We start from the raw sequence: 21,249 nt of genomic DNA on the forward strand, positions 1-21,249 counted from the left end.
GCTCGCTCCTGCGTATTGCGATGCGGCAACAGGAGGCGAGGAATCCGCCGGTGCGCACGGCGCACCCTACCCGCCACGCACGTCATCCGTGGGCGTCACCCGACCTGCCGGGGCAACAGCTCGATGAAGCACCGCATCAGTTCGTGCATGTCGCCGGGCCAGCGCCCGGACACGTAGTTGCCGTCGCGCACCACCCAGGCCGGGCGGCTGTCCGTGGGCGTGTCGCGGTGCAGGCCGCTGGTCTTGCGCCAGAAGTCGGGGGCGCCCGGCGGCACGTCGAGGAAGTCGTCCGGGCTGGCCAGCGTCCGTCCCACCTCGCCCTGCACGCTCATGTAGCCGGCAGGCTCGCCCGGCGCCTCGGCATAGGTGCGGTAATAGTCGCCGTCCCACCAGCGGCCGTAGAAGCGGGTCAGGTCCCAGGCGGTCTTCTCCATCTTCCAGGTCAGCCCGGTGGTCTTGCGCCCATGCAGCACCGAGCGCCCATCCGCGCCCCGGCTGCGCGCCGCCAGCAGCACGCCGTGGCAGACCGCCGCCACCGGCTTGTCGACGGTGAAAAGCGCGGCGACGAATCGTTGCAGCACCTCGCTCTCCAGGTATTCGCGCATGCCCCGGGCCCAGTGCCCACCGGGCAGCACCAGGCCGGCGAAGTCCTCCACCCGCAGGCGCTCGTGGCGCAGCGGCTGCCGGTAGTCGGGGTCACCCAGCATCTCGGCGCAGGCCTCGCGGGCGTCGCGCCGGGCGCGCAGCAGCAGGCCGAGCAGCTTGAGCCGGCGCAGGCCCGGCAGCCGGCCCCAGGGGTCCAGGCCCTCGCCGCTGACCATCTGCGGGTCCGGCTCGGCCGGCTGGCCGTCCGGGGTGGCGAAGCAAACCCGGTAGCCCGCCCGGCGCAACTGGCGCCAGGCCAGGGCGGCCTCGCTGGGGTCGTAGTCGCGGCGCGGCAGGGGAATCAGGACGCAGGGAGCAGGCATGGCGTGGCTCTCGAAGGGGCATTGGCACCAGACCATAGCAGCCCGGCACCGCCGACGGCAGGCCACAGGCGCCAGGTGTAGCGACGAAATAACCACCATCTGTATCGAGCCGGCGGCCGGCCGCCATGCCACCATGGCGGTCCCCTCGCCGCCCACCCGATACCGATCCCCATGGCGCTCACCTGGCACACCAAGCACCACTCCGAACTGGACAAGCACGAGCTGTACGCCCTGCTCGAACTGCGCACCCGCGTCTTCGTCGTCGAGCAGAACTGCCCCTACCAGGAAGTGGATGGCCAGGACCTGCTCGGCGACACCTGCCACCTCCTGGCCTGGCAGGGCGACCGCCTGGTGGCCTACCTGCGCCTGCTCGACCCGGCGCGCCACGACGGCGAGGTGGTGATCGGCCGCGTGGTGATCGCGCCCGAGGCGCGGGGCACCGGCCTCGGCCACGAACTGATGGAGCGCGCCCTGCAGGCCTGCGCCGAACGCTGGCCGGCGCTGCCGGTGTACCTCTCCGCCCAGGCCCACCTGCAGGGCTACTACGGCCGCTACGGCTTCGTCGCGGTGACCGAGGAATACCTGGAAGACGACATCCCCCACATAGGCATGCGCCGCGCCTGAGCAGGCGCGCCGCGCGGTAACGGTTCGAGGTTGCGCTCATGTGGATGGGGACGCTGTTCGCCCTGATCGCCGGGATGATGTGGGGGCTGGTGTTCGTCGGGCCGCTGCTGCTGCCGGAATACTCCGCCGCCCTGCTGTCCGCCGGGCGCTACCTGGCCTTCGGCCTGATCGCCCTGCCCCTGGCCTGGTTCGACCGGGCGCGCCTGCGCCAGCTCGGCCGCGACGACTGGCTGGAGGCGCTGAAGCTCTCGGCGGTGGGCAACCTGCTCTACTACCTGTGCCTGGCCAGCGCCATCCAGCGCGCCGGCGGGCCGCTGCCGACCATGATCATCGGCACCCTGCCGGTGGTCATCGCCATCGCCGCCAACCTGCGCAACGCCCGGCACGACGGCCGCCTGCCCTGGGCCAGGCTGCTGCCTTCGCTGGGGCTGATCGCGGCCGGCATCGGCTGCGTCAACCAGGCCGAGCTGCACGCACTGGAGGCCACCGGCGAGTCGGACTGGGGGCGCTACGCCAGCGGCGCGCTGCTGGCGATGGTCGCCGTGGCCTGCTGGACCTGGTACCCGCTGCGCAACGCCGACTGGCTGCGCGACCACCCCGGCCGCAGCCCGCGCACCTGGGCCACCGCCCAGGGCCTGGTGACCCTGCCCATGGCGCTGCTCGGCTACGCCCTGCTGTGGCTGGGCATGGGGCTCACCGGCAGCGACTTCGCCATGCCCCTGGGGCCGCGCCCGGAACACTTCGTCGCCCTGATGGTGACCATCGCCCTGCTCTCCTCCTGGGTCGGCACCCTGTGCTGGAACGAGGCCAGCCAGCGCCTGCCCACCTCGATCGCCGGCCAGCTGATCGTGTTCGAGACCCTGGCGGCGCTCGGCTACGCCTTCCTCCTGCGCGGCCAGTGGCCGGCGCCGCTGACCCTGGCCGGCATCGCCCTGCTCATCGTCGGCGTGCTCTGGGCGGTGCGGGTCAGGCCGGTGCGCGACTGACCCGCGCCGCGCAATCTCCACACGGCCTCCGCACGGGCTCCATACAGGCGCGCCAGACTGCCCCCATCCGAACGATGGAGGTGGGTCATGCTGTTCATGCTGGGTGTGCTGCTGGTGATGCTGTTCGGGCTGACCGTGCTGGTGCGCGCGCTGCTGCTGTTCCCCCTGCGCGGCGTGCGCCAGGGCTGGGCGCCGGCGCTGCGCCGCTACGCCCTGAGCCTGCTGCTGTGCGCCACCGTGGGGCTGTGGCAGCTGGGCGAGCTGTACGGCTTCAGCTGGCAGCACATGGGCCGGGCCGACCGCGCCCGGATGGTCGACGCCGCCGTGGCCTTCGCCTATCCCGGGGTCTACGCCGACCTGGGCGAGCTGCGCCGCGACTACTCCCGCTTCACCCCGGAAGTCGAGTACGTGCGCTACCAGGGCGACATGGTCGACCTGCTGTTCGGTGGCACCGACTACCGGGTCCGCCTGCCCGACCTGTTCGTCGAGCTGGACATCCATGGCAATCCCCTGAGCCAGTTCGCCTTGGACGAGGAACAGGGCGCGGTGGCGCCGGACCGCCCCGAGCTGGGGCTGATCGGCGAGGTGTTCGACGAACGGCCGATCAGCATGGGCGAAGGCTTCCAGTTGCGCTGGGCGCAGCCGGAGCGGGGCGAAACGGAAATCCATGGCCACTGCTTCAGCGCCTACAGCGAGAAAGCACGCCGGCAGACGCTGGAGCTGACCGGAAGCGGGGCGGCACCGCTGCTGCTGGAGCGCCTGCCGGGCTTCTACCATGTCCAGGTGCAACTGGTGCCGGAGGGCGAATACCACTACAGCCAGGCCCAGTGGCAACGCATCACCCGGGCGGAGTTCATCCGCCTGCGCAAGGACTGCCGTGCCTCGACCCAGGCGATCCGGCCGTGAGGTCCGCCCGCCCTCCTGCTAACCTGCGCTTCCCACCCCAACCGATCAGCCAGCATGGACAAGCACCTCCTGCAGCAACAGGTCTGCCAGCGCCTCGAAGCCGACCTGACGCTGCTGCTCACCGCCGCCGAAGTGGCCCGCCAAGCCGCCACCCACGAAGAAAGCAAGGCGGAGAACAAGTACGACACCCGCGGCCTGGAGGCCTCCTACCTGGCGGCCGGCCAGGCGCGCCGGGCGGAGGAAATCCGCCGTGCCCTGGGCGCCTGGCGCACGCTGCAGATGCGCCCCTACGACGACGAACAGGGCATCCAGCTCGGCGCGCTGATCTGCCTGGCCGACACCGATGACCGCCAGCAGTGGCTGCTGCTGGGCCCGGACGGCGCCGGCCTGAAGCTGGAGCACGAGGGTCTGGAGATCATGTTGATCACCGTGCAGGCGCCGCTCGGCCAGCAGCTGCTGGGCAAGGGGCCGGGCGACGAGGTACAGGCCGGCCCCGCGCCGCGCCAGGTGGTGCGGGTGCTCTGATCCGGTTCAGGCCGCCGCGGGCGGCGCCTCGTCCAGCAGGTAGGCGTCGAAGCCCAGCTGGTTGAGCAGGTGCACCGCCAGCTCGCTGCGGATGCCGCCCTCCGGGGTGACCACGTAGCAGGTCGCGCGATCCAGGGCGTCGGCATGGGTGCGCAGGTTGGCGACCGGCAGGTTGAGGCTGTCCGGCAGGTGCCCGGCCCGGTATTCCAGCGCCAGACGCACGTCGAGCAACAGGTACTGGCGGCCGCCCCGCGCCAGTCGCTCCAGCTCGCCGCCGCCGATGTGCGGGATCAGGGTCGGGCGTACCAGCTCGACGAACGCCTCGCGGTGCAGGCGGGCCAGCTCGCCGTCCTCCAGCATGATCACGCTGGCCGAGCGCACCGCGCCGCTCACCAGCGCCTCCTCGCCGAAGAAATCGCCGCTCTCCAGCACCTGGGCCGGCTGTTCGCGGTAGGCGGCCGGCAGGCTGACCCGCGCCCGGCCGCGCTTGATCACGTAGAAGTGCTCCCCCGGCTCTCCGTAGGTCACCACACAGTCGCCGGCGCGTACCGGCAGATGCTCGAAGCGCGCCAGCAGCGCATGCAGGTGCGACGGCGGCAGGCGGCCGAACAGCGGCGTGCCGAGCAACCGCGCCAGCCAGTCGTCCTCCTCAGCCGTCTCCTCGACCATGCCGTCGCCCAGGCTGCTGACCTGGTAGGCCGCATCCTGGCTCCAGGCCAGCAGCCGCTCCAGCAACTGGTGCTCCACCGCGAACAGGCTCACGTCGGTGATCGCCCTGACGCTGTTCGGGTTGTTCTGGCCGGGGTTGAGCGGCATGTGTGCCTGGGGCGAGCCGCCCTCGATGGTCTGTCGGGCGGGGCCGGAATCCACCGCCACCTTGCCCTCCAGCAGGTAGTACTGGGCCAGAGAATGCGCGCCCTTCTGCAGCAGCGGCGTGCCGGCCGGCCGCTGCAGGTAGGTGAGGCTGGCGTGCAGTTGCTGGCGATAGTGCGGACTGAGGAAGTCCATCGGGCTGAAACTGGCCAGTTGCTCGGGTGTAAGCGGAACGCTGCTCATGGCAAGGCCCTCCTGCATACCGTGCGAATCACTATGCGCCGCCTTTGCCGAACCGGCCACGCCGTTGGTCGCGTGGCGGAAAGCGCTTCCGAATCAGTGCCTTATGCACAAATCCTGGGGACTTCCCTGTGGATAACCCCTGCTGGCGCCACGCCAGCCCCCGAGGCGCGCGGGCCGCGCCGGGCTGTTCGATTCCTGCGCAGCGCTCAGGCGGACAGTTCCCGCCAGGTCAGGTACAGGCGCAGGTCGAATTCCAGCTGGTGGTAGTCGGGCAGCATGTACTGGCAGAGCTTGTAGAAGGCCTTGTTGTGCTCGGCCTCCTTCAGGTGCGCCAGTTCGTGCACCACGATCATGTTGAGGAACTCCGGCGCCGCGTCGCGGAACAGCGCGGCCACGCGGATTTCCTTCTTCGCCTTGAGCTTGCCGCCCTGCACCCGGGAGATGGCGGTGTGCAGGCCGAGCGCGCGGTGGGTCAGGTCGAGCCGGCTGTCGTACAGCACCTTGTCGATGGCCGGCGCGTTGCGCAGGTACTCCTGCTTGAGTTCGAGGGTGTAGCCGTACAGCGCCTTGTCGCTCTGCACCTGGTGGCGACCGGGGTAGCGCTTGGCCAGGTAGTCGCCGAGGCGGTCCTCGGCGACCATCTGCGTCACCTGCTGCTGCAGGTGGGGCGGGTAGCCCTGGAGATATTTGAAGGGAGTGCTCATGGCGCCAGTCTAACCGCCGACGGGGGCGCGATGGCACCCGTCGGCGGCTGGCGGTCAGCGCACCCTGAAGCGGTTGACCAGTTCCACCAGGCGGCGATTGGAGGCCAGCAGCGCGTCGGTGCTCTTGTCCGCCTGCTGGCCGCTGGTGACCAGGTCGTCGACCATGTGGCGGATGGCGACCATGTTCTGGTTGATCTCCTCGGTCACCGCGCTCTGTTCCTCGGCGGCGGTGGCGATCTGCGCGCTGAGGTCGTGGATGCGGCTGACCGACGAGGCCATGTCGTCGAGGCCGACGTTGACCCGCGAGGTGCGGTCCGCCGTGGCCTGGCAGCTGGCCTTGGTCTGCTCCATCGCCTGCACGGCGGAACTCACGCCCTGCTGCAGCTTGGCGAGCATCTCGTTGATCTCCGAGGTGCTCTGCTGGGTGCGCCCGGCCAGCGCGCGCACCTCGTCGGCCACCACGGCGAAGCCGCGACCCTGTTCGCCGGCCCGCGCCGCCTCGATGGCCGCGTTGAGCGCCAGCAGGTTGGTCTGCCCGGCGATCTCGCCGATCACGCCGAGCACGTCGTTGATGCGCTGGGCGTCCTGCTGCATGGCCAGCACCCGCGCGGTGGCGCTCTCCACCTCGTCGACCAGGGCCAGCACGCTGGTCGAGGCCTCGGCCACCACCTGCTTGGACTGCTCGGCGTTGTCGTTGGCGTCGCGGGTGAAGCTGGCCGTCTCGGTAGCGCTCTGCGCCACGGTGTCGGCGGTCGAGCTCATCTCGGTGATGGCGGTCACCGCCTGGTCGGTCTCGTTGGCGTGGCGGGCCAGTACCTCGTTGGTGTGACGCGACTGCTGCTGCAACTGGGCCAGTTCCTCGGCGATCTGCGCCGAGGCCTGGGTGACGTCGGCGATCATGTTCTGCAGGTAGGCGATGAAGCGGTTGACCGACTCGCCCACCGCATCCATCTCGTCCGCGCCCTTGAGCGCGATGCGCCGGGTCAGGTCGGCGTCGCCGGCCGACAGCGAGTCGATGTTGCCGCGCAGCACATTCAGGCGCTGCATCAGTTGGTGGATCGAGAACAGCATGATGGCCAGCAGCAGGATGACCAGCGGCACCTGGATGTACGCCAGCGTGCTCAACACGTCGGAGCTGTTCTCGGTCAGCAGGCGGGTCGGCAGCGCCGCCGCCAGCAGCCACGGCGTGCCCTCGATGGGCTGCAGGTAGAAGGTCCAGTCCTCACCGTCGGCGTTGTCGAATTCCTGCTTGTACAAGGCGTCGCGGCCGATCTTGCCGAGGCCGTCGCGGACCTGGCCGACGAAGTCGGACTGGCGAGCCAGCTCGGAGACGTTCTTCAGCACGATTTCGCCGCCGATCCGCGCCTGGTTGCTGAGGATCTTGCCGTCCGGCTCGACGATCATCACCTCGCCCTGGATTTCCTTCTCCTTCTCGGCCACCAGGCCATTGAAGAAGCCCAGGGTCACGTCGATGGTGGACACGCCGAACGGCGCGCCGTCCTTGACGATGGCCATGGCGCAGTTGGTGCGCGGCTGGGCGCTGGCGTCATCCTTGTAGGCGGCTGCCCAGGCGCACTTGCCGGGCGGCGCCTGCATTCCGGCACGGTGCCAGGGCTGCTCGTAGTAGCGCAGCGACTCGTCGGAGTTCCAGTAGGTGTTGACGATCATCCGGCCGCTGGCATCGCGGTGGAAGAAGGTGCTGTGCTTGTCGCGCTCGGAGCGCTTCTGCGGCAGGGGCCAGATGCCGCCGCCGAAGACCTTCGGGTCGCCGTACTGGTCGACCAGGCCGGGTACCACGACGTCGATGGTGTCGCTGTCGAGCAGCGGCACCGTCTGGGTGATGCTGCGCGACTGCGCCTCGACCTTGGCCAGCTCGAACAGGATGGTCTCGGAGATTCCGTTGAGCTGGTTCAGGACCAGTTGCTCCTCGGAGGCCTTGAGCTTGGGCGTGACGAAATGGCGGATGCCTTCCTCGGTGAGTAGGAACACCACCGCGATGAAGACGACGAAGATGAGGGTGTAGCGGGCCTGGATTGTTTTTATTGAGCCCATGGTCGCTCCTGCTTTGCTGCCGCTGCTCCCGCCCACACAGGTGCGGGAAAGGCCCGGGATGAGCCTTTTGCCAGCATATCCGGGATATCGGCTGGCGGGCACCGGACTTGATCACGAAACGCCAGGCGTTTGCCGAACGCCGACGAACGCCTGTTGACGACGGGCTCACAGAATGAAGGTGCCACGCTGGCGCTCCGGCCGGGCACGACGCATCGTCTGCCTCCCCCACACACCGATAAGGACATTGGCCTGTGAGGCTGCTCGCCACCACGCCCCTGCCCTGCTACCACGCCGCACCCGCCCGCCTTTTGGCAGCGGGCGCGCACGCCTGCCGGGAGAACGATAGAAGATGAAACCCGCCTCCCTGCTGGCCATGGGCCTCTGCACGCTGTTGAGCGGATGCGAGGCATTCATGGTCATTCCGATGGCCGCCGGATGCATCCTGCGCCCCGGCCTCGACCTGTACCCGTCCCGGCTGCCGCCCGCCACCGTCGGGCAGCCCTACCATGTCCAGGTCGGGGTCGAAAAGCTGTCTCTGCTCAGTGGCCTGCGGGCTGGCACCGAGGACCAACCGCTTCCTGAAGGGCTGGAGTTCGTCTACATCGACAGGGAGGCCCATGGTGTTATCCAGGGCGAGCCCACCCGGTCCGGCACCTACGAGATACGCGTAGAGGCGAGCGGCATGGGCACCCAGTGCTCCGGCCAGCAGGTGGAGCAGACCTATACCCTGCAGGTGTTGGAAAGGGCCGAGGCCAGCCGCTAGTCCGCCGCGCAGGCCATCGCGCCGCCCAGCGAACAGGGCTCGCCCGCCAGGTAGCTGCGGTAGACCCGCAACAGTTCCTCGGCGCCGTAGCGGCAGTGGGCGACCCGGCACTCGGCGCTGAAGTCGAAGCGGCTGTCGGCGGGTTCCGCCAGGCGGATGCGGATCGCCGGCCAGTCGTTCGGCGCGGCGTCGGGCGGGGTGAACAGCAGGCGCTCCCGGCGCTGCACCAGGTGGCCGCCGGCGGCGGCGTAGTCGAAGACGAACAGCAGGGTGCGCGAGACCTTGGTGGTGCAGTCGGCGCGCTCGCCGCAGCGTTGCACATCCGCCACTACCGGCGCGGGTGCGACAGGCTCTGCAGGGTCTTCCCAGGTCTGCCCGGCACAGCCGGCGAGCACCAGCGTGACGACGCAGAGCGCGCCACGAACGATTGGCGGCATTTTCATCTCCCCCAAACAGGCGAAAGCCCCGCAGAGCGAGGCTTCCGGTACGACGCGACGGCCTAGTTGACCTTGGCGGTCAGCTCGCCGCTGGCGTAGCGCTGGAACATGCCTTCCAGGGAGATCGGCTTGATCTTCGAGGCATTGCCGGCGGTGCCGAAGGCTTCGTAGCGGGCGATGCAGATGTCACGCATGGCGACGATGGTCTTGGCGAAGAACTTGCGCGGGTCGAACTCGCTCGGCTGCTCGGCCATCATGCGGCGGATCGCGCCGGTGGAAGCCAGGCGCAGGTCGGTGTCGATGTTGACCTTGCGCACGCCGTGCTTGATGCCCTCGACGATCTCTTCGACCGGCACGCCGTAGGTTTCCTTGATGTCGCCACCGAATTCGTTGATCACCTTCAGCCACTCCTGCGGTACCGAGGAGGAGCCGTGCATCACCAGGTGGGTGTTGGGGATGCGCTTGTGGATTTCCTTGATCCGCTCGATCGACAGTACGTCGCCGGTCGGCGGCTTGGTGAACTTGTAGGCGCCGTGGCTGGTGCCGATGGCGATGGCCAGGGCATCGACCTGGGTGCGCTTGACGAAGTCGGCGGCCTCTTCCGGGTCGGTCAGCAGTTGGCTGTGGTCCAGCACGCCCTCGGCGCCGACGCCGTCTTCCTCGCCGGCCATGCCGGTTTCCAGGCTGCCCAGGCAGCCCAGCTCGCCTTCCACGGACACGCCGCAGGCATGGGCGAAGGCCACGGTCTGCTGGGTCACGCGGACGTTGTAGTCGTAGTCGGCCGGGGTCTTGCCGTCTTCCTTCAGCGAGCCGTCCATCATCACCGAGCTGAAGCCCAGCTGGATCGAGCGCTGGCACACGTCCGGGCTGGTGCCGTGGTCCTGGTGCATGCACACCGGGATGTGCGGGAATTCTTCGATGGCGGCCAGGATCAGGTGGCGCAGGAAGGGCGCGCCGGCGTATTTGCGGGCACCGGCGGAAGCCTGGACGATCACCGGGGAGTCGGTCTTGTCGGCCGCTTCCATGATCGCGCGCATCTGCTCGAGGTTGTTGACGTTGAAGGCCGGCACGCCGTAGCCGAATTCGGCGGCGTGGTCGAGCATCTGGCGCATGCTGATAAGTGCCATCTGTGAAGCTCCCAAATGAGGGTCGTTAGGTGTGCAAGCCTGCCGCAGGGGCAGGCCTTGTTCAAGTTTCCGGGGAGGAAACCTCCCCGCCCCGCGCGCCGTCGCGCGCGGGATTCGCATCCGGCGGGGCCTGGCGCCCGCCGCACTGCCGGCCCGGACAACCTGCCGGGCCTCCGTTTACCGCAATTACCGTGCCTTGCAGCCGCGACCGATCAGGTCATCGTCCGCCACCCGGTACACCAGGCCCTCCTCGCCCTTGCTGTGGAAGGCCAGGACGCCGTCGCTGTAGAGCGCGCCGGAGCCCGAGGGTTCGCGCTGCAGGCGGTGGACGATATCGTCGCCGCCCAGGCGCAGGTCCACCGCATCCTCGCCCACCGCTCGCCACAGCACCTCGGCCTGGCTGTCGCAGACCCAGCGGGTCCAGTGCTCGGCAGGCGCCGGCTGGCCGGCACAGGCCGACAACAGCGCGACGGCCGGCAGGATAGAAGCTCTCATCGCTCACTCCATGTCAGGGGCAGTCCTGCTGGGCACTGCCGTCCCTGGTGGGGTCGCCGGTGCTCTGCGCCTCGACCCGCTGATCGTCCTTGGTGGACGGCAGGATGATTTCCGGCGGGCTGAACACCTCGCAGGTGCTGGGTGCCTTGCCGCTGCAACCGGCGGCGAGGCCGGCCAGACAGATTAACAGGATGCTGAACGTGCGCATGACCGTATTCCTTTCTCCGGGGTTCCTCTGCAAGGGACCGCGGAGCAAGGCGCTTGGTTTAGCTCCCGTGCCTACCTGGCGCGTTCTTCGAGCACGGCCACGGCCGGCAGCACCTTGCCCTCGACGAACTCGAGGAACGCGCCACCACCGGTGGAGATATAGCTGATGCGCTCGCCCACGCCATATTTGTCGATGGCCGCCAGGGTGTCGCCGCCACCGGCGATGGAGAAGGCCGGGCTCTCGGCGATGGCCTGGGCCAGCACCTGGGTGCCGTTGCCGAACTGGTCGAACTCGAACACGCCGACCGGGCCGTTCCACAGGATGGTCTTCGAGGATTTCAGCAGCTCGGCGAACTGGGCGGCGGTCTGCGGGCCGATGTCGAGGATCATGTCGTCGTCGGCCACGTCGGTGATGGCTTTCACGGTCGCCTCGGCGTCTTCGGCGAAGGCCTTGGCCACCACCACGTCCACCGGCAGCGGCACGCTGACCTTGGCCGCGATGGCCTTGGCGGTGTCGACCAGGTCGGCCTCGTACAGCGACTTGCCGACCTTGTGGCCGGCGGCGGCGAGGAAGGTGTTGGCGATGCCGCCGCCGACGATCAGCTGGTCGCAGATCTGCGCCAGGCTGTTCAGCACGTCCAGCTTGGTGGACACCTTGGAGCCGGCGACGATGGCGGCCAGCGGGCGCTCGGGACTCTTCAGGGCCTTGCCCAGGGCGTCCAGCTCGGCGGCCAGCAGCGGGCCGGCGGCGGACACCTTGGCGAACTTGGCCACGCCGTGGGTCGAGCCCTCGGCGCGGTGGGCGGTGCCGAAGGCGTCCATCACGAACACATCGCACAGGGCGGCGTACTGCTGGGCCAGCTCGTCGGCGTTCTTCTTCTCGCCCTTGTTGAAGCGCACGTTCTCGAACAGCACGACGTCGCCGGCCTTGACCTCGACGCCGCCCAGGTAGTCCCTGACCAGCGGCACGTCGCGGCCCAGGGCCTTGGACAGGTAGGCGGCGACCGGCGCCAGGCTGTTCTCCTCGGAAAACTCACCCTCGGTCGGGCGGCCCAGGTGCGAGCAGACCATCACCGCCGCGCCCTTCTCCAGCGCCAGCCTGATGGTGGGCAGGGAGGCGAGGATGCGCGCATCGCTCTTCACCACACCGTCTTTCACCGGCACGTTGAGGTCTTCGCGGATCAGCACGCGCTTACCGGCGAGGTCGAGGTCGGTCATCTTCAGAACGGTCATGGTCGGTCCTTCAGGGCTGTTTGATTGGATTGGGTGGAGACGGCGAGGAAATGTTCCGCGACGTCGAGCATGCGGTTGGCGAAGCCCCATTCGTTGTCGAACCAGGCCAGCAGGTTGACCAGGCGCGGGCCGGACACGCGGGTCTGGCTGCCGTCGACGATGGCCGAATGAGCGTCGTGGTTGAAGTCGCAGCTGGCATGGGGCAGCTCGGTATACGCCAGCAGGCCCTTGAGCGGGCCGGCCTCGGCGGCCTGGCGCAGCACCGCGTTGATCTCGGCGGCCGAGGTGTCGCGGGCGGTCTGCAGGGTGATGTCCAGGCACGAGACGTTGACCGTCGGCACGCGGATGGCCTTGGCCTGAATGCGCCCGGCCAGCTCCGGCAGCAGGCGCTCGATGCCCCGGGCCAGGCCCGTCGAAACAGGAATCACCGACTGGAAGGCCGAGCGCGTGCGGCGCAGGTCTTCGTGGTGATAGGCGTCGATCACCGGCTGGTCGTTCATCGCCGAGTGGATGGTGGTGATGGAAACGTATTCCAGGCCCACCGCCTCGTTGAGCAGCTTGAGCAGCGGCACGCCGCAGTTGGTGGTGCAGGAGGCGTTGGACACCAGCCTCTCGGCGCCGGTCAGGCACTGCTGGTTGACGCCGAACACCACGGTGGCGTCGATGTCCGCCTCGCTGGCCATCGGCTGGGAGAACAGCACCCGTGGCGCGCCGGCGGCCAGGAAGCGCTCGGCGTCGGCGCGGCTGTGGTAGACGCCGGAGCACTCCAGCACCAGGTCGATATCCAGCGCGGCCCAGTCGATGGCCTCGGGCGTGCTCTGGCGCAGCACCTTCACGCAGTCGCCGTTGATGTGCAGGCAGTCGCCGTCGACGCTCACCTCGCCGGGGAAGCGGCCGTGGGTGGAGTCGAAGCGGGTCAGGTACTCGATGCTGGCCTGGTCGGCCAGGTCGTTCAGCGCGACGATCTCGAAGCCGGCCGCGGCGCCGCGCTCATGCAGGGCGCGCAGCACGCAACGGCCGATGCGGCCGTATCCATTGAGGGCGACTGTGTACGGGCGGTTAGCCATGGCGGTCTCTATTCGGTCTCCCCTCTCCCATCGGGAGAGGGGCTGGGGTGAGGGACTTTCCCTCATCCGGCCTTGCGGGCCACCTTCTCCCAAAGGGCGAAGGACTCAGGCGTCCAGCAGCTCTTCGGCGGTTTCCAGGATGTTGGCGACGGTGAAGCCGAACTCCTCGAACAGCTGCGCGGCCGGCGCCGACTCACCGAAGGTGGTCATGCCGATGATGCGGCCTTCCAGGCCGACGTACTTGTACCAGTAGTCCGCGTGCGAAGCCTCGATGGCGATGCGCGCGCCGACCTGCAGCGGCAGCACGGCCTGTTTGTAGGCGGCGTCCTGCTGGTCGAACACGCTGGTGGACGGCATGGAGACCACGCGCACCTTGCGCCCCTGCTCGCTCAGCTTGTCGTACGCCTGCACGGCCAGGCCGACTTCCGAGCCGGTGGCGATCAGGATCAGCTCCGGCTCGCCGGCGCAGTCCTTGAGCACGTAGGCGCCGCGGGCGATGTCGGCCAGCTGCTGGGCGTCGCGCGCCTGGTGCGGCAGGTTCTGCCGGCTGAACACCAGCGCGGACGGGCCGTCGGCGCGCTCGATGGCGTGCTTCCAGGCCACTGCGGACTCCACCGCGTCGGCCGGGCGCCAGGTGTCCAGGTTCGGCGTGCCGCGCAGGCTGGCCAACTGCTCGATCGGCTGGTGGGTCGGGCCGTCCTCGCCGAGGCCGATGGAGTCGTGGGTGAACACGTAGAGCACGCGCTGCTTCATCAGCGCGGACATGCGCACGGCATTGCGCGCGTACTCCATGAAGATCAGGAAGGTGGCGCCGTAAGGGATGAAGCCACCGTGCAGGGCGATGCCGTTCATGATCGCGCTCATGCCGAACTCGCGCACGCCGTAGAACATATAGTTGCCGGCGGCGTCATCGGCGGCCACGCCCTTGCAGCCCTTCCACAGGGTCAGGTTGGAGCCGGCCAGGTCGGCGGAGCCGCCGAGCAGTTCCGGCAGCAGCGGACCGAAGGCGTTCAGCGCGTTCTGGCTGGCCTTGCGGCTGGCGATGGTCTCGCCCTTCTCGGCCACGTCACGCACGTAGGCGGCGGCCTTCTCGGCGAAGTCGGCGGGCAGCTCGCCGGCGATGCGGCGCTTGAACTCGGCGGCCAGCTCCGGGTGGGCGGCGGCGTAGGCAGCGAACTTGTCGTTCCAGGCGGCCTCGCGGGCGGCGCCGGCTTCCGTGGCGTCCCATTCGGCGCGGATGTCGGCCGGAATCTCGAAGGAGCCGTGGTTCCAGTTCAGCGCGGCGCGGGTGGCGGCGATCTCGTCGTTGCCCAGCGGGGCGCCGTGGCACTCTTCCTTGCCCTGCTTGTTCGGCGAGCCGAAGCCGATCACGGTCTTGCAGCAGATCAGGGTCGGCCGGTCGGCGGTCTTGCGCGCGGTCTCGATGGCGGTGCGAATCTCGTCGGCGTCGTGGCCGTCGACGTTGCGGATCACCTGCCAGCCGTAGGCCTCGAAGCGCGCCGGGGTGTCGTCGGTGAACCAGCCGTGGACCTCGCCGTCGATGGAGATGCCGTTGTCGTCGTAGAAGGCGACCAGCTTGCCCAGGCCCAGGGTGCCAGCCAGGGAGCAGACTTCGTGGCTGATGCCTTCCATCATGCAGCCATCGCCGAGGAAGGCGTAGGTGTAGTGGTCGACCACTTCATGGCCCGGGCGGTTGAACTGGGCGCCCAGCACCTTTTCGGCGATGGCGAAGCCGACGGCGTTGGCGATGCCCTGGCCGAGCGGGCCGGTGGTGGTCTCGACGCCCGGGGTGTAGCCGTATTCCGGGTGGCCCGGGGTGCGGCTGTGCAGCTGGCGGAAGCTCTTCAGGTCATCGATGGACAGGTCGTAGCCGGTCAGGTGCAGCAGCGAGTAGATCAGCATCGAGCCGTGGCCGTTGGACAGCACGAAGCGGTCGCGGTCGGCCCAGTTCGGGTTGCTCGGGTTGTGCTGCAGATAGTCGCGCCACAGGACCTCGGCGATGTCCGCCATGCCCATGGGGGCACCGGGGTGGCCGCTGTTGGCTTTCTGCACAGCATCCATGCTGAGGGCACGAATGGCATTGGCACGCTCACGACGGCTGGGCATCGCTAATCTCCTGCGGGGGGCTGGTCACGGTAAAAAGGCGCGTATTTTCGCCCAGCAGGCGCCGCGGGGGCAATGACAGATGATCGCCCCCGACGACCCGCCCCCTATTCACCGCGTATATATTGCTCCAGCTGCTGGATCAGGCTGGCCTGGTCGGCCATGGCCTGCTTGACCAGGTCGCCGATCGACAGCATGCCGATCAGCTCGCCCTCGGCCACCACCGGCAGGTGGCGCAGGCGGCGGTCGGTCATCAGCTGCAGGCAGTGCTGCACGCTGTCCTTCGGGCCGATGGTGATCACCTCGGCGGTCATGATGTCGCCGACCTTGGCCTCGAAGGCCCCGCGCTCCATTTCCGCCAGCTTGCGCACGTAGTCGCGCTCGCTGACGATGCCCACCAGGCGCCCGCCGGCAAGCACCACCAGGGCGCCGATCTTCTTCTCGGCCAGCAGCTTGACCGCATCGAGCACCGAGGCCTCCGGCGCGATGTGGTGCACGTAGGCGCTGGGCTTGGTTCTGAGCAGTTCCGCAACGGTCTTCATCTTGTTGTCGCCTCCCCGGGCTATCGATTCTCCCCGCCGGGCACGGCCCCGGCAGAGCAAGAATAGCCCAGGGTCCGGCGCGGGTTCACACGTCGCGTTGCCGCAGCGGATCGGCCCTGGCCGGCGTCAGTTCTGGCGCTGCAGCTCGGCCAGCATGGCCTGCCAGTCGTCGATGTGGCGCTGCAGGCCGGCGCGCAGCTGCGCGTCGTCGGTGTCGGCCAGGATGTGGCGCAGCAGCGCCAGGTAGTCGCGGGCGTCGGCCAGTTGCTGCTCGCGGCCCGCCGGCTGGCTGCCGGCCGGGGTCTCGCTGGCCGCCGGCGGCGCGGGCGGGTGGCTGTCCCGGTCGCTGGCGCAGCCGCCGAGCAGACAGGCGCAGAGCAGGATGGGAAGACAAAGGCGAGCCATGGCGAAGCTCCTCGCAAGGGTATCGGGTGCTTCACTATCGGAGGGCAGCGTTCGCGGATCGTTCTCAGGCCGGCGGCAAACGCAGGCTGGCCCTCACCCCTCCAGGCACGTTGGCCAGGGTCAGCCCGCCGCCGTGCAGCAGCGCCACCTCCTGCACGAAGTTGAGGCCGAGTCCGGTGCTCTTGCGCCCGCTGGCCGGGCGCGGCAGGGAATAGAAGCGCTCGGTCAGGCGCGGCAGGGCGTAGTCGGGAATCGCCTCGCCCTGGTTGAACAGGCTCAGCTCGACGCCCGCCGCACCCGTCTCGGCGGCGAAACGCAGCTCGCCGCCCGCCGGGGTGAAGTCGAGGGCGTTGTCCAGCAGGTTGGCCAGCGCCTGGCGCAGCAGGAAGCGCTCGCCTGCCACCACCAGGCCGACGGGCACGCCGTTGACCGCCCGCAGCCCGGCAGCCTGGATACGCGCGGCCTGGCCCTGCAGCAACTCCTCGACCAGCGCATGCACGTCCACCGGCACCCGCTCCTCCAGCCCCTGGCGCTGCTCCACCAGGGCCAGGTTGAGCAGGCGCTCGATCAACTGCTGCAGGCGTGCGCCCTCGCCGGCGATGTTGGCGACGAAGCGCTGGCGCTGCTCGGCCGGCATCTCGCCCTCGAGCAGCTCGGCGGCGCCGCGGATCGCCGCCAGCGGGCTCTTCAGTTCGTGGGTCAGGGTGTGCACGTACTGCTCGACGTAGGCCTTGCCCTCCAGCTCGGTGCGCATCTTCTGCACCGCCTGGGCCAGCTGGGTCAGCTCGCCGCCGCGCAGGGCCGGCAGCTCGGCGCGGCGCCCCTGGCTGACCGCCTGGGCGTAGCGGGTCAGCTTGCGCAGCGAGCCGCTGAGCCACCACGACAGCACCCCGCCGATCAGCAGGCCGAGCACGATCAGCCCGGCGCCGAGCCAGCCCAGCCGGCGCTGGGAGCGCTCGATGTAGGGCTGCAGCGACTTGTTCGGCTTGGCCACCGAGACCACGCCGATGATGTTCTCGCCGTCACGGATCGGCGCCGCCACGTACATCACCGAGCTGTCCTCGTCGGCCGGGTCCTCGCGGGTCGAGCGGGCGCCATACTCGCCGCGCAGGGTCAGGATCACGTCGTTCCAGCGCGAGTAGTCCTGGCCGACCGCGCTGCCGCTGGAGTCGAGCAGGACAATGCCGTGGGCGTCGGTGACGTAGATGCGGTGGTTGACCGCGCTCTTCTCCACGCCCCATATCTGCGCCTGGGGCTGGCGCTGGCCGTAGGCCTTGAGCAGCTCGGGCCAGTGGCTCTGCTGCAGGCGGTTGTGCTTCACGTCCTCGCGCAGGATCTCGGCCAGCAGGTTGGCGGTATCCACCAGGGTTTCCTCGGTGGACTGGCGCACCCCGGGACGGATCTCGTCCATCACCGTGCTGAGCACGAACCAGCCGGCCAGGCCGACGAACAGGAAGTACACCAGGAAGATGCGGACGCCTAGCGGCATGGGCGCGCTCCCGGCTGGAGCGAAAAGGGACTGGGCAACGTGAGGTCTTCCCTGCGAACGGTGATGGCGACCCGCCGAACGGTCGGGGCGGGTGTCGCGGGCGCCCCGCGGCGCTGGCAGAATAGCCCCGCGGTCATGGCCGACGCGCCCCCCAGGCGCCTAGATGCGAACGACAAGGCCAGCATACCGCACAACACGACCGGATCTGCCCAACTCGCGAAGAGCCCGCGCCCCGCGGCCGGGAAACCACATGGATGCCGCCACTCCCGCCGCGCCGCTGCAGCTGAACCTGCTCGGCGGCTTCGCCGTCGCCTGGCGCGACCAGCCGCTGGACGGCTTCAACTACGACAAGATGCGCGCCCTGCTCGCCTACCTGGCCCTGGAGCACACGCGCGAACACAGCCGCGAGACCCTCGCCGCCCTGCTCTGGGAATCCAGCCCCAGCGACACCTGGCGCGGCAACCTGCGGCGCACCCTGTCCGACCTGCGCCGGGTGCTGGAAGCGCCCACCGGCCTCGACCTGTTCGCCGCCACCAAGAACAGCCTGCGCCTGCGCCCCACCGGCCTGATCGACGCGCTGCGCTTCCGCCAGGCGCCGCAGCGCTGCGCCAGCCACCCGGCCTGCCAGCAGTGCCCGAGCTGCATCGAGGAACTGGAGAGCGCCGTCGCCCTGTACCGCGGCGACTTCCTCGCCGGCCTCGACCTGCCCGACTGCCCCGACTTCGAGGACTGGCTGCTGCTGCAGCGCGAGTCCTTGCGCTGCCACGCCCTGGCGCTGCTGGAACACCTGAGCAACCTGTTCGAGCAGCGCGGCGAATGGCAGCGCGCGTTGCCCCACGCCCGCCGCCTGGTCGAACTGGACCCCTGGCAGGAAAGCGGCCAGCTGCGCCTGATGCGGCTGCTGGCGCAGAACGGCCAGCACGCGGCGGCGCTGTCCCAGTACGAAAGCTTCCGCAACCAGCTGTGGAAGGAACTGGGCGTGCACCCGAGCAAGGACTGCCAGGCCCTGCACCAGCGCATCCGCGAGGGCGGGTTGCGTGCCGAGATGCCGCTGGCCGAGGTCTGCGCCGTGGCCGTGCCGCCACCACCGGCCGAGCGGCGCCAGGTCACCGTGCTGTACTGCGAGATATCCATCCCCGGCTGCGCCGACCCGGAAGAAGCGCTGGAACGCCTGGAAGCGCCCCAGGCCCAGTGCCTGCAGGTGATCCGCGCCCACGGCGGGCACGTGGCCCAGGCCCTCGGCGGCGGCCTGCTGGCCTACTTCGGCTACCCGCGCGCCCGCGAGAACGCCGCGCGCCTGGCCGTGCAGGCCGCCCTCGCCCTGCCCCAGGCCTGTGCCCCGGCCCAGGTGCGCTGCGGCGTGCACACCGGGCTGATCGTCACCGCGCCGGGCCAGCACCTGCCGGACGCCACCGGCGTCACCTCCGACATCGCCGTGCAGATGCGCCAGCACGCCGGCTACCAGCAGGTGGCGCTGAGCGCCGCCACCCACCGCCTGATCGAAGGCTACTTCCGCTGCCTGCCGCTGCCCGGCAACCTGCCCGGCGCCGGCGCGCTGTACCACGCCGAGGAAGCCAGCGGCGTGCGCCACCGCCTCGCCGCACAGCCGCAGCTCACCCCGCTGGTCGGCCGCGACGCCGAACTCGACCGCCTGCTCGATGCCTGGCGCCAGGTGCGCGAGGCGCGCACGAGCGCCTGCGTGCTGCTGCGCGCCGACCCCGGCGTGGGCAAGTCGCGCCTGTTCCATGAACTGAGCAGGCGCCTCAGCGCCAGTCACCCCGCCCAGCAGGTCGCCCTGCGCTGCCTGGAACCGCACGCCAGCGACCCGTTCTTCCCGGTGGCCGAGCTGATCGCCCATCTCTGCGCCTTCGTGCCCCTCAGCAGCCCCGAACAGCGCTACCACAAGCTGGACGGCGTGCTGCAGCGCCTGTTCGCGCTGGACGCCGAGGGCCGCGACCTGATCGCCGACCTGCTCGGCCTGCCGCTGCCGGCCGGCTCGACGGTGGCCGGCATGCCGCGGGAGACCTGGCGCGCGCGCATGCTCGAGACCCTGCTGACCATCGTCCGCGCCGGCCGCAGCCAGCCGCTGCTGCTGGTGATCGAGGACGTGCACTGGGCCGACGCCTCCACCCTGCAACTGATCGAACGCCTGCTCCGCGAGCCGGAACGGCGGCCGATGCTGTTGCTGCTCAGCGCGCGCCCCGAATTCCCCGCCCGGGCGCTGGAGGAACTCGGCGCCCACGGCCTGGAGCTGCCGCACCTGAGCCCGGACATGGCCCAGGCGCTGGTCGAGGGCCTGCCCCAGCGGCTCGGCGAAGCGCAGCTGCGCCAGGTGCTGGCACTGGCCGACGGGGTGCCGCTGTTCATCGAGGAACTGGTGCGCTGGGTGGCCGAGAGCGGCGACCAGGGCGCCATCCCGCTGACCCTCAACGACCTGCTGATGGCGCGCATCGACCAGCTCGGCGAGGCCCGCACCACCGCCCAGCTCGCCGCCTGCATCGGCCGCGAATTCCACTTGGAACTGATCCAGGCCCTGCACCCGCAGAGCCCGGAGCGGCTGGAGCACGACCTCGACGCCCTGCTCCGCGCCGGCCTGATCGAGCCGGGCAGCCAGGCCAGCCTGCGCCAGTTCAAGCACGCCCTGGTCCACCAGGCCGCCTATCAGGCGCAACCGCGGACGCAGCGCCGGCAGACCCACGCGCGCATCGCCGAAGTCCTGCAGGCGCTGTTCCCGGCGCGCTGCCAGCATGCCCCGGCGCAGCTGGCCCACCACCTGAGCGAGGCCGGGCTGCATGAGCAGGCCCTGCCGCTGTGGCGCCAGGCGGGCGAGAACGCCCAGCGCTTCTCCGCCAACCGCGAGGCCGCCGACCACCTGCAACGCGCCCTCGGCTGCCTCGCACAGCTACCGGCCTCGGCCTGGCGCGACGGCGAGGAACTGGGCCTGCAACTGGCGCTGGGCGCGGCCCTCAACTCGTCGGCCGGCTACGGCGCGGCGAGCACCCGCGCAGCCTTCTCCCGCGCCCTGGAGCTGGGCCAGCAACTGCAGCAGCCGGAGGCGTCGTTCCGCGCCCTGGTGGGCGTCTGGGGCTGCTGCGACTCGTTCGACAAGGCCACCGTGCTCGGCCAGCAGGTGCTGGCCGCCGCCGAACAGAGCGGGCAGTTGCCGCTGCGCCTGCTCGGCCACATGTGCCACCTCGGCGGCGCCTTCTGGAGCCGACCGCTGGCCGAGTCGCGGGCCATCGCCGAAACCATCGTCGCCCTGTGCGACCCGGCCACGCGCCAGGCCTGCGTCGTCGGTTTCGGCGAGGACCCGCTGGTCCACAGCCGCGCCTACCTGTGCCTGGGCCTCTGGGTGGAAGGCTTCCCGGCCCGCGCCCGGCAGCTGTGCGCCGAACTGCTGGACGACGTGCGCGCCCACGGCTCGGCCAACGCCATCTGCCACGCCCTGGTGTTCGCCTGCATGCTGCACTGCCTGCTGGACGACGCGGATACCGTGGCCGGCATGGCCGAGGAAACCCTGCTGCACAGCCGCGGCAAGGGCCTGCAACTGTGGGAAGACA

The 21,249-nt window shown here is 69.8% G+C and carries 20 protein-coding genes; 6 read left to right on the forward strand and 14 right to left on the reverse strand.

From position 1 onward, the window contains the following. Window positions 1–95: 95 nt before the first annotated feature. A complete protein-coding gene (locus N7640_RS24570; RefSeq protein ID WP_279904592.1) occupies window positions 96–968 on the reverse strand; it encodes a type 1 glutamine amidotransferase domain-containing protein in 873 nt (290 codons plus the stop codon). A gap of 171 nt (window positions 969–1,139) precedes the next feature. Between N7640_RS24570 and N7640_RS24575 the strand changes: the two genes are divergently transcribed. The 4 genes from N7640_RS24575 to N7640_RS24590 all read left to right on the forward strand — a co-directional run bounded on the left by N7640_RS24575 (window position 1,140) and on the right by N7640_RS24590 (window position 4,009). Next, window positions 1,140–1,592 carry a GNAT family N-acetyltransferase gene (locus N7640_RS24575; RefSeq protein ID WP_279904593.1) on the forward strand — a complete coding sequence of 151 codons (453 nt, stop codon included), beginning with the start codon at window positions 1,140–1,142 and terminating at the stop codon, window positions 1,590–1,592. Window positions 1,593–1,630: 38 nt separating this feature from the next. Continuing rightward, on the forward strand, window positions 1,631–2,578 hold the full coding sequence (locus N7640_RS24580; protein ID WP_279904594.1) for a DMT family transporter: 948 nt from the start codon (window positions 1,631–1,633) through the stop codon (window positions 2,576–2,578). An 87-nt stretch (window positions 2,579–2,665) separates the two neighbouring features. Then, window positions 2,666–3,484 carry a hypothetical protein gene (locus N7640_RS24585; protein WP_279904596.1) on the forward strand — a complete coding sequence of 273 codons (819 nt, stop codon included), beginning with the start codon at window positions 2,666–2,668 and terminating at the stop codon, window positions 3,482–3,484. Window positions 3,485–3,538: 54 nt separating this feature from the next. Further along, entirely contained in the window at window positions 3,539–4,009 is a 471-nt protein-coding gene (locus N7640_RS24590) for a GreA/GreB family elongation factor (protein ID WP_279904597.1), read from the forward strand. A gap of 6 nt (window positions 4,010–4,015) precedes the next feature. Here the strand turns inward: N7640_RS24590 and N7640_RS24595 are convergent, their stop codons facing one another. The 3 genes from N7640_RS24595 to N7640_RS24605 all read right to left on the reverse strand — a co-directional run bounded on the left by N7640_RS24595 (window position 4,016) and on the right by N7640_RS24605 (window position 7,821). Further along, on the reverse strand, window positions 4,016–5,065 hold the full coding sequence (locus tag N7640_RS24595; protein ID WP_279904599.1) for a cyclic nucleotide-binding domain-containing protein: 1,050 nt from the start codon (window positions 5,063–5,065) through the stop codon (window positions 4,016–4,018). 206 nt (window positions 5,066–5,271) lie between these two features. Continuing rightward, window positions 5,272–5,769 carry a M48 family metallopeptidase gene (locus N7640_RS24600; protein WP_220813752.1) on the reverse strand — a complete coding sequence of 166 codons (498 nt, stop codon included), beginning with the start codon at window positions 5,767–5,769 and terminating at the stop codon, window positions 5,272–5,274. A 54-nt stretch (window positions 5,770–5,823) separates the two neighbouring features. Further along, on the reverse strand, window positions 5,824–7,821 hold the full coding sequence (locus tag N7640_RS24605) for a methyl-accepting chemotaxis protein (protein ID WP_220813751.1): 1,998 nt from the start codon (window positions 7,819–7,821) through the stop codon (window positions 5,824–5,826). Between the two features lie 349 nt (window positions 7,822–8,170). Here N7640_RS24605 and N7640_RS24610 point away from each other — a divergent pair, with 349 nt between their 5' ends. After that, entirely contained in the window at window positions 8,171–8,584 is a 414-nt protein-coding gene (locus N7640_RS24610) for a hypothetical protein (protein ID WP_279904600.1), read from the forward strand. Here N7640_RS24610 and N7640_RS24615 read toward each other — a convergent pair. The 10 genes from N7640_RS24615 to creC form a co-directional block, all read right to left on the reverse strand. Beyond that, window positions 8,581–9,021 carry a hypothetical protein gene (locus tag N7640_RS24615; protein ID WP_279904602.1) on the reverse strand — a complete coding sequence of 147 codons (441 nt, stop codon included), beginning with the start codon at window positions 9,019–9,021 and terminating at the stop codon, window positions 8,581–8,583. The genes N7640_RS24610 and N7640_RS24615 overlap by 4 nt on opposite strands. Before the next feature lie 62 nt (window positions 9,022–9,083). Further along, a complete protein-coding gene (gene fba / locus N7640_RS24620) occupies window positions 9,084–10,148 on the reverse strand; it encodes a class II fructose-bisphosphate aldolase (RefSeq protein ID WP_279904603.1) in 1,065 nt (354 codons plus the stop codon). A gap of 186 nt (window positions 10,149–10,334) precedes the next feature. Further along, entirely contained in the window at window positions 10,335–10,643 is a 309-nt protein-coding gene (locus N7640_RS24625) for an MliC family protein (RefSeq protein ID WP_279904604.1), read from the reverse strand. 13 nt (window positions 10,644–10,656) lie between these two features. Further along, window positions 10,657–10,851, reverse strand: a complete 195-nt coding sequence (locus N7640_RS24630; RefSeq protein WP_220813746.1) for a hypothetical protein — start codon at window positions 10,849–10,851, stop codon at window positions 10,657–10,659. A gap of 71 nt (window positions 10,852–10,922) precedes the next feature. Next, window positions 10,923–12,083: a phosphoglycerate kinase gene (locus tag N7640_RS24635; RefSeq protein ID WP_279904605.1), complete on the reverse strand. Its 1,161-nt coding sequence runs from the start codon at window positions 12,081–12,083 to the stop codon at window positions 10,923–10,925. Further along, on the reverse strand, window positions 12,080–13,150 hold the full coding sequence (gene epd / locus N7640_RS24640) for an erythrose-4-phosphate dehydrogenase (RefSeq protein ID WP_279904606.1): 1,071 nt from the start codon (window positions 13,148–13,150) through the stop codon (window positions 12,080–12,082). The genes N7640_RS24635 and epd overlap by 4 nt, the downstream gene beginning before the upstream one ends. Window positions 13,151–13,255: 105 nt before the next feature. After that, window positions 13,256–15,256, reverse strand: coding sequence for a transketolase (gene tkt, locus N7640_RS24645; protein ID WP_279904607.1), 2,001 nt, complete (start codon window positions 15,254–15,256; stop codon window positions 13,256–13,258). Between the two features lie 104 nt (window positions 15,257–15,360). Continuing rightward, complete coding sequence (locus N7640_RS24650) at window positions 15,361–15,795, reverse strand: CBS domain-containing protein (RefSeq protein WP_220813742.1); 435 nt, start codon at window positions 15,793–15,795, stop codon at window positions 15,361–15,363. Window positions 15,796–15,921: 126 nt separating this feature from the next. After that, the gene (locus N7640_RS24655) at window positions 15,922–16,200 is read right to left on the reverse strand and encodes a hypothetical protein (RefSeq protein ID WP_279904608.1); all 279 of its coding nucleotides are present in this window, start codon (window positions 16,198–16,200) and stop codon (window positions 15,922–15,924) included. Between the two features lie 64 nt (window positions 16,201–16,264). Continuing rightward, window positions 16,265–17,689 (reverse strand): two-component system sensor histidine kinase CreC, encoded by a 1,425-nt coding sequence (gene creC / locus N7640_RS24660; RefSeq protein WP_279904609.1) that lies wholly within the window; start codon window positions 17,687–17,689, stop codon window positions 16,265–16,267. Window positions 17,690–17,939: 250 nt separating this feature from the next. Between creC and N7640_RS24665 the strand changes: the two genes are divergently transcribed. Then, the coding region (locus tag N7640_RS24665; RefSeq protein ID WP_279906259.1) for an AAA family ATPase at window positions 17,940–21,249 on the forward strand (3,310 nt) is incomplete at its 3' end.

Origin of the sequence: Pseudomonas sp. GD04015 (genome assembly GCF_029837675.1) — a bacterium.
Lineage (GTDB): Bacteria > Pseudomonadota > Gammaproteobacteria > Pseudomonadales > Pseudomonadaceae > Aquipseudomonas > Aquipseudomonas paralcaligenes.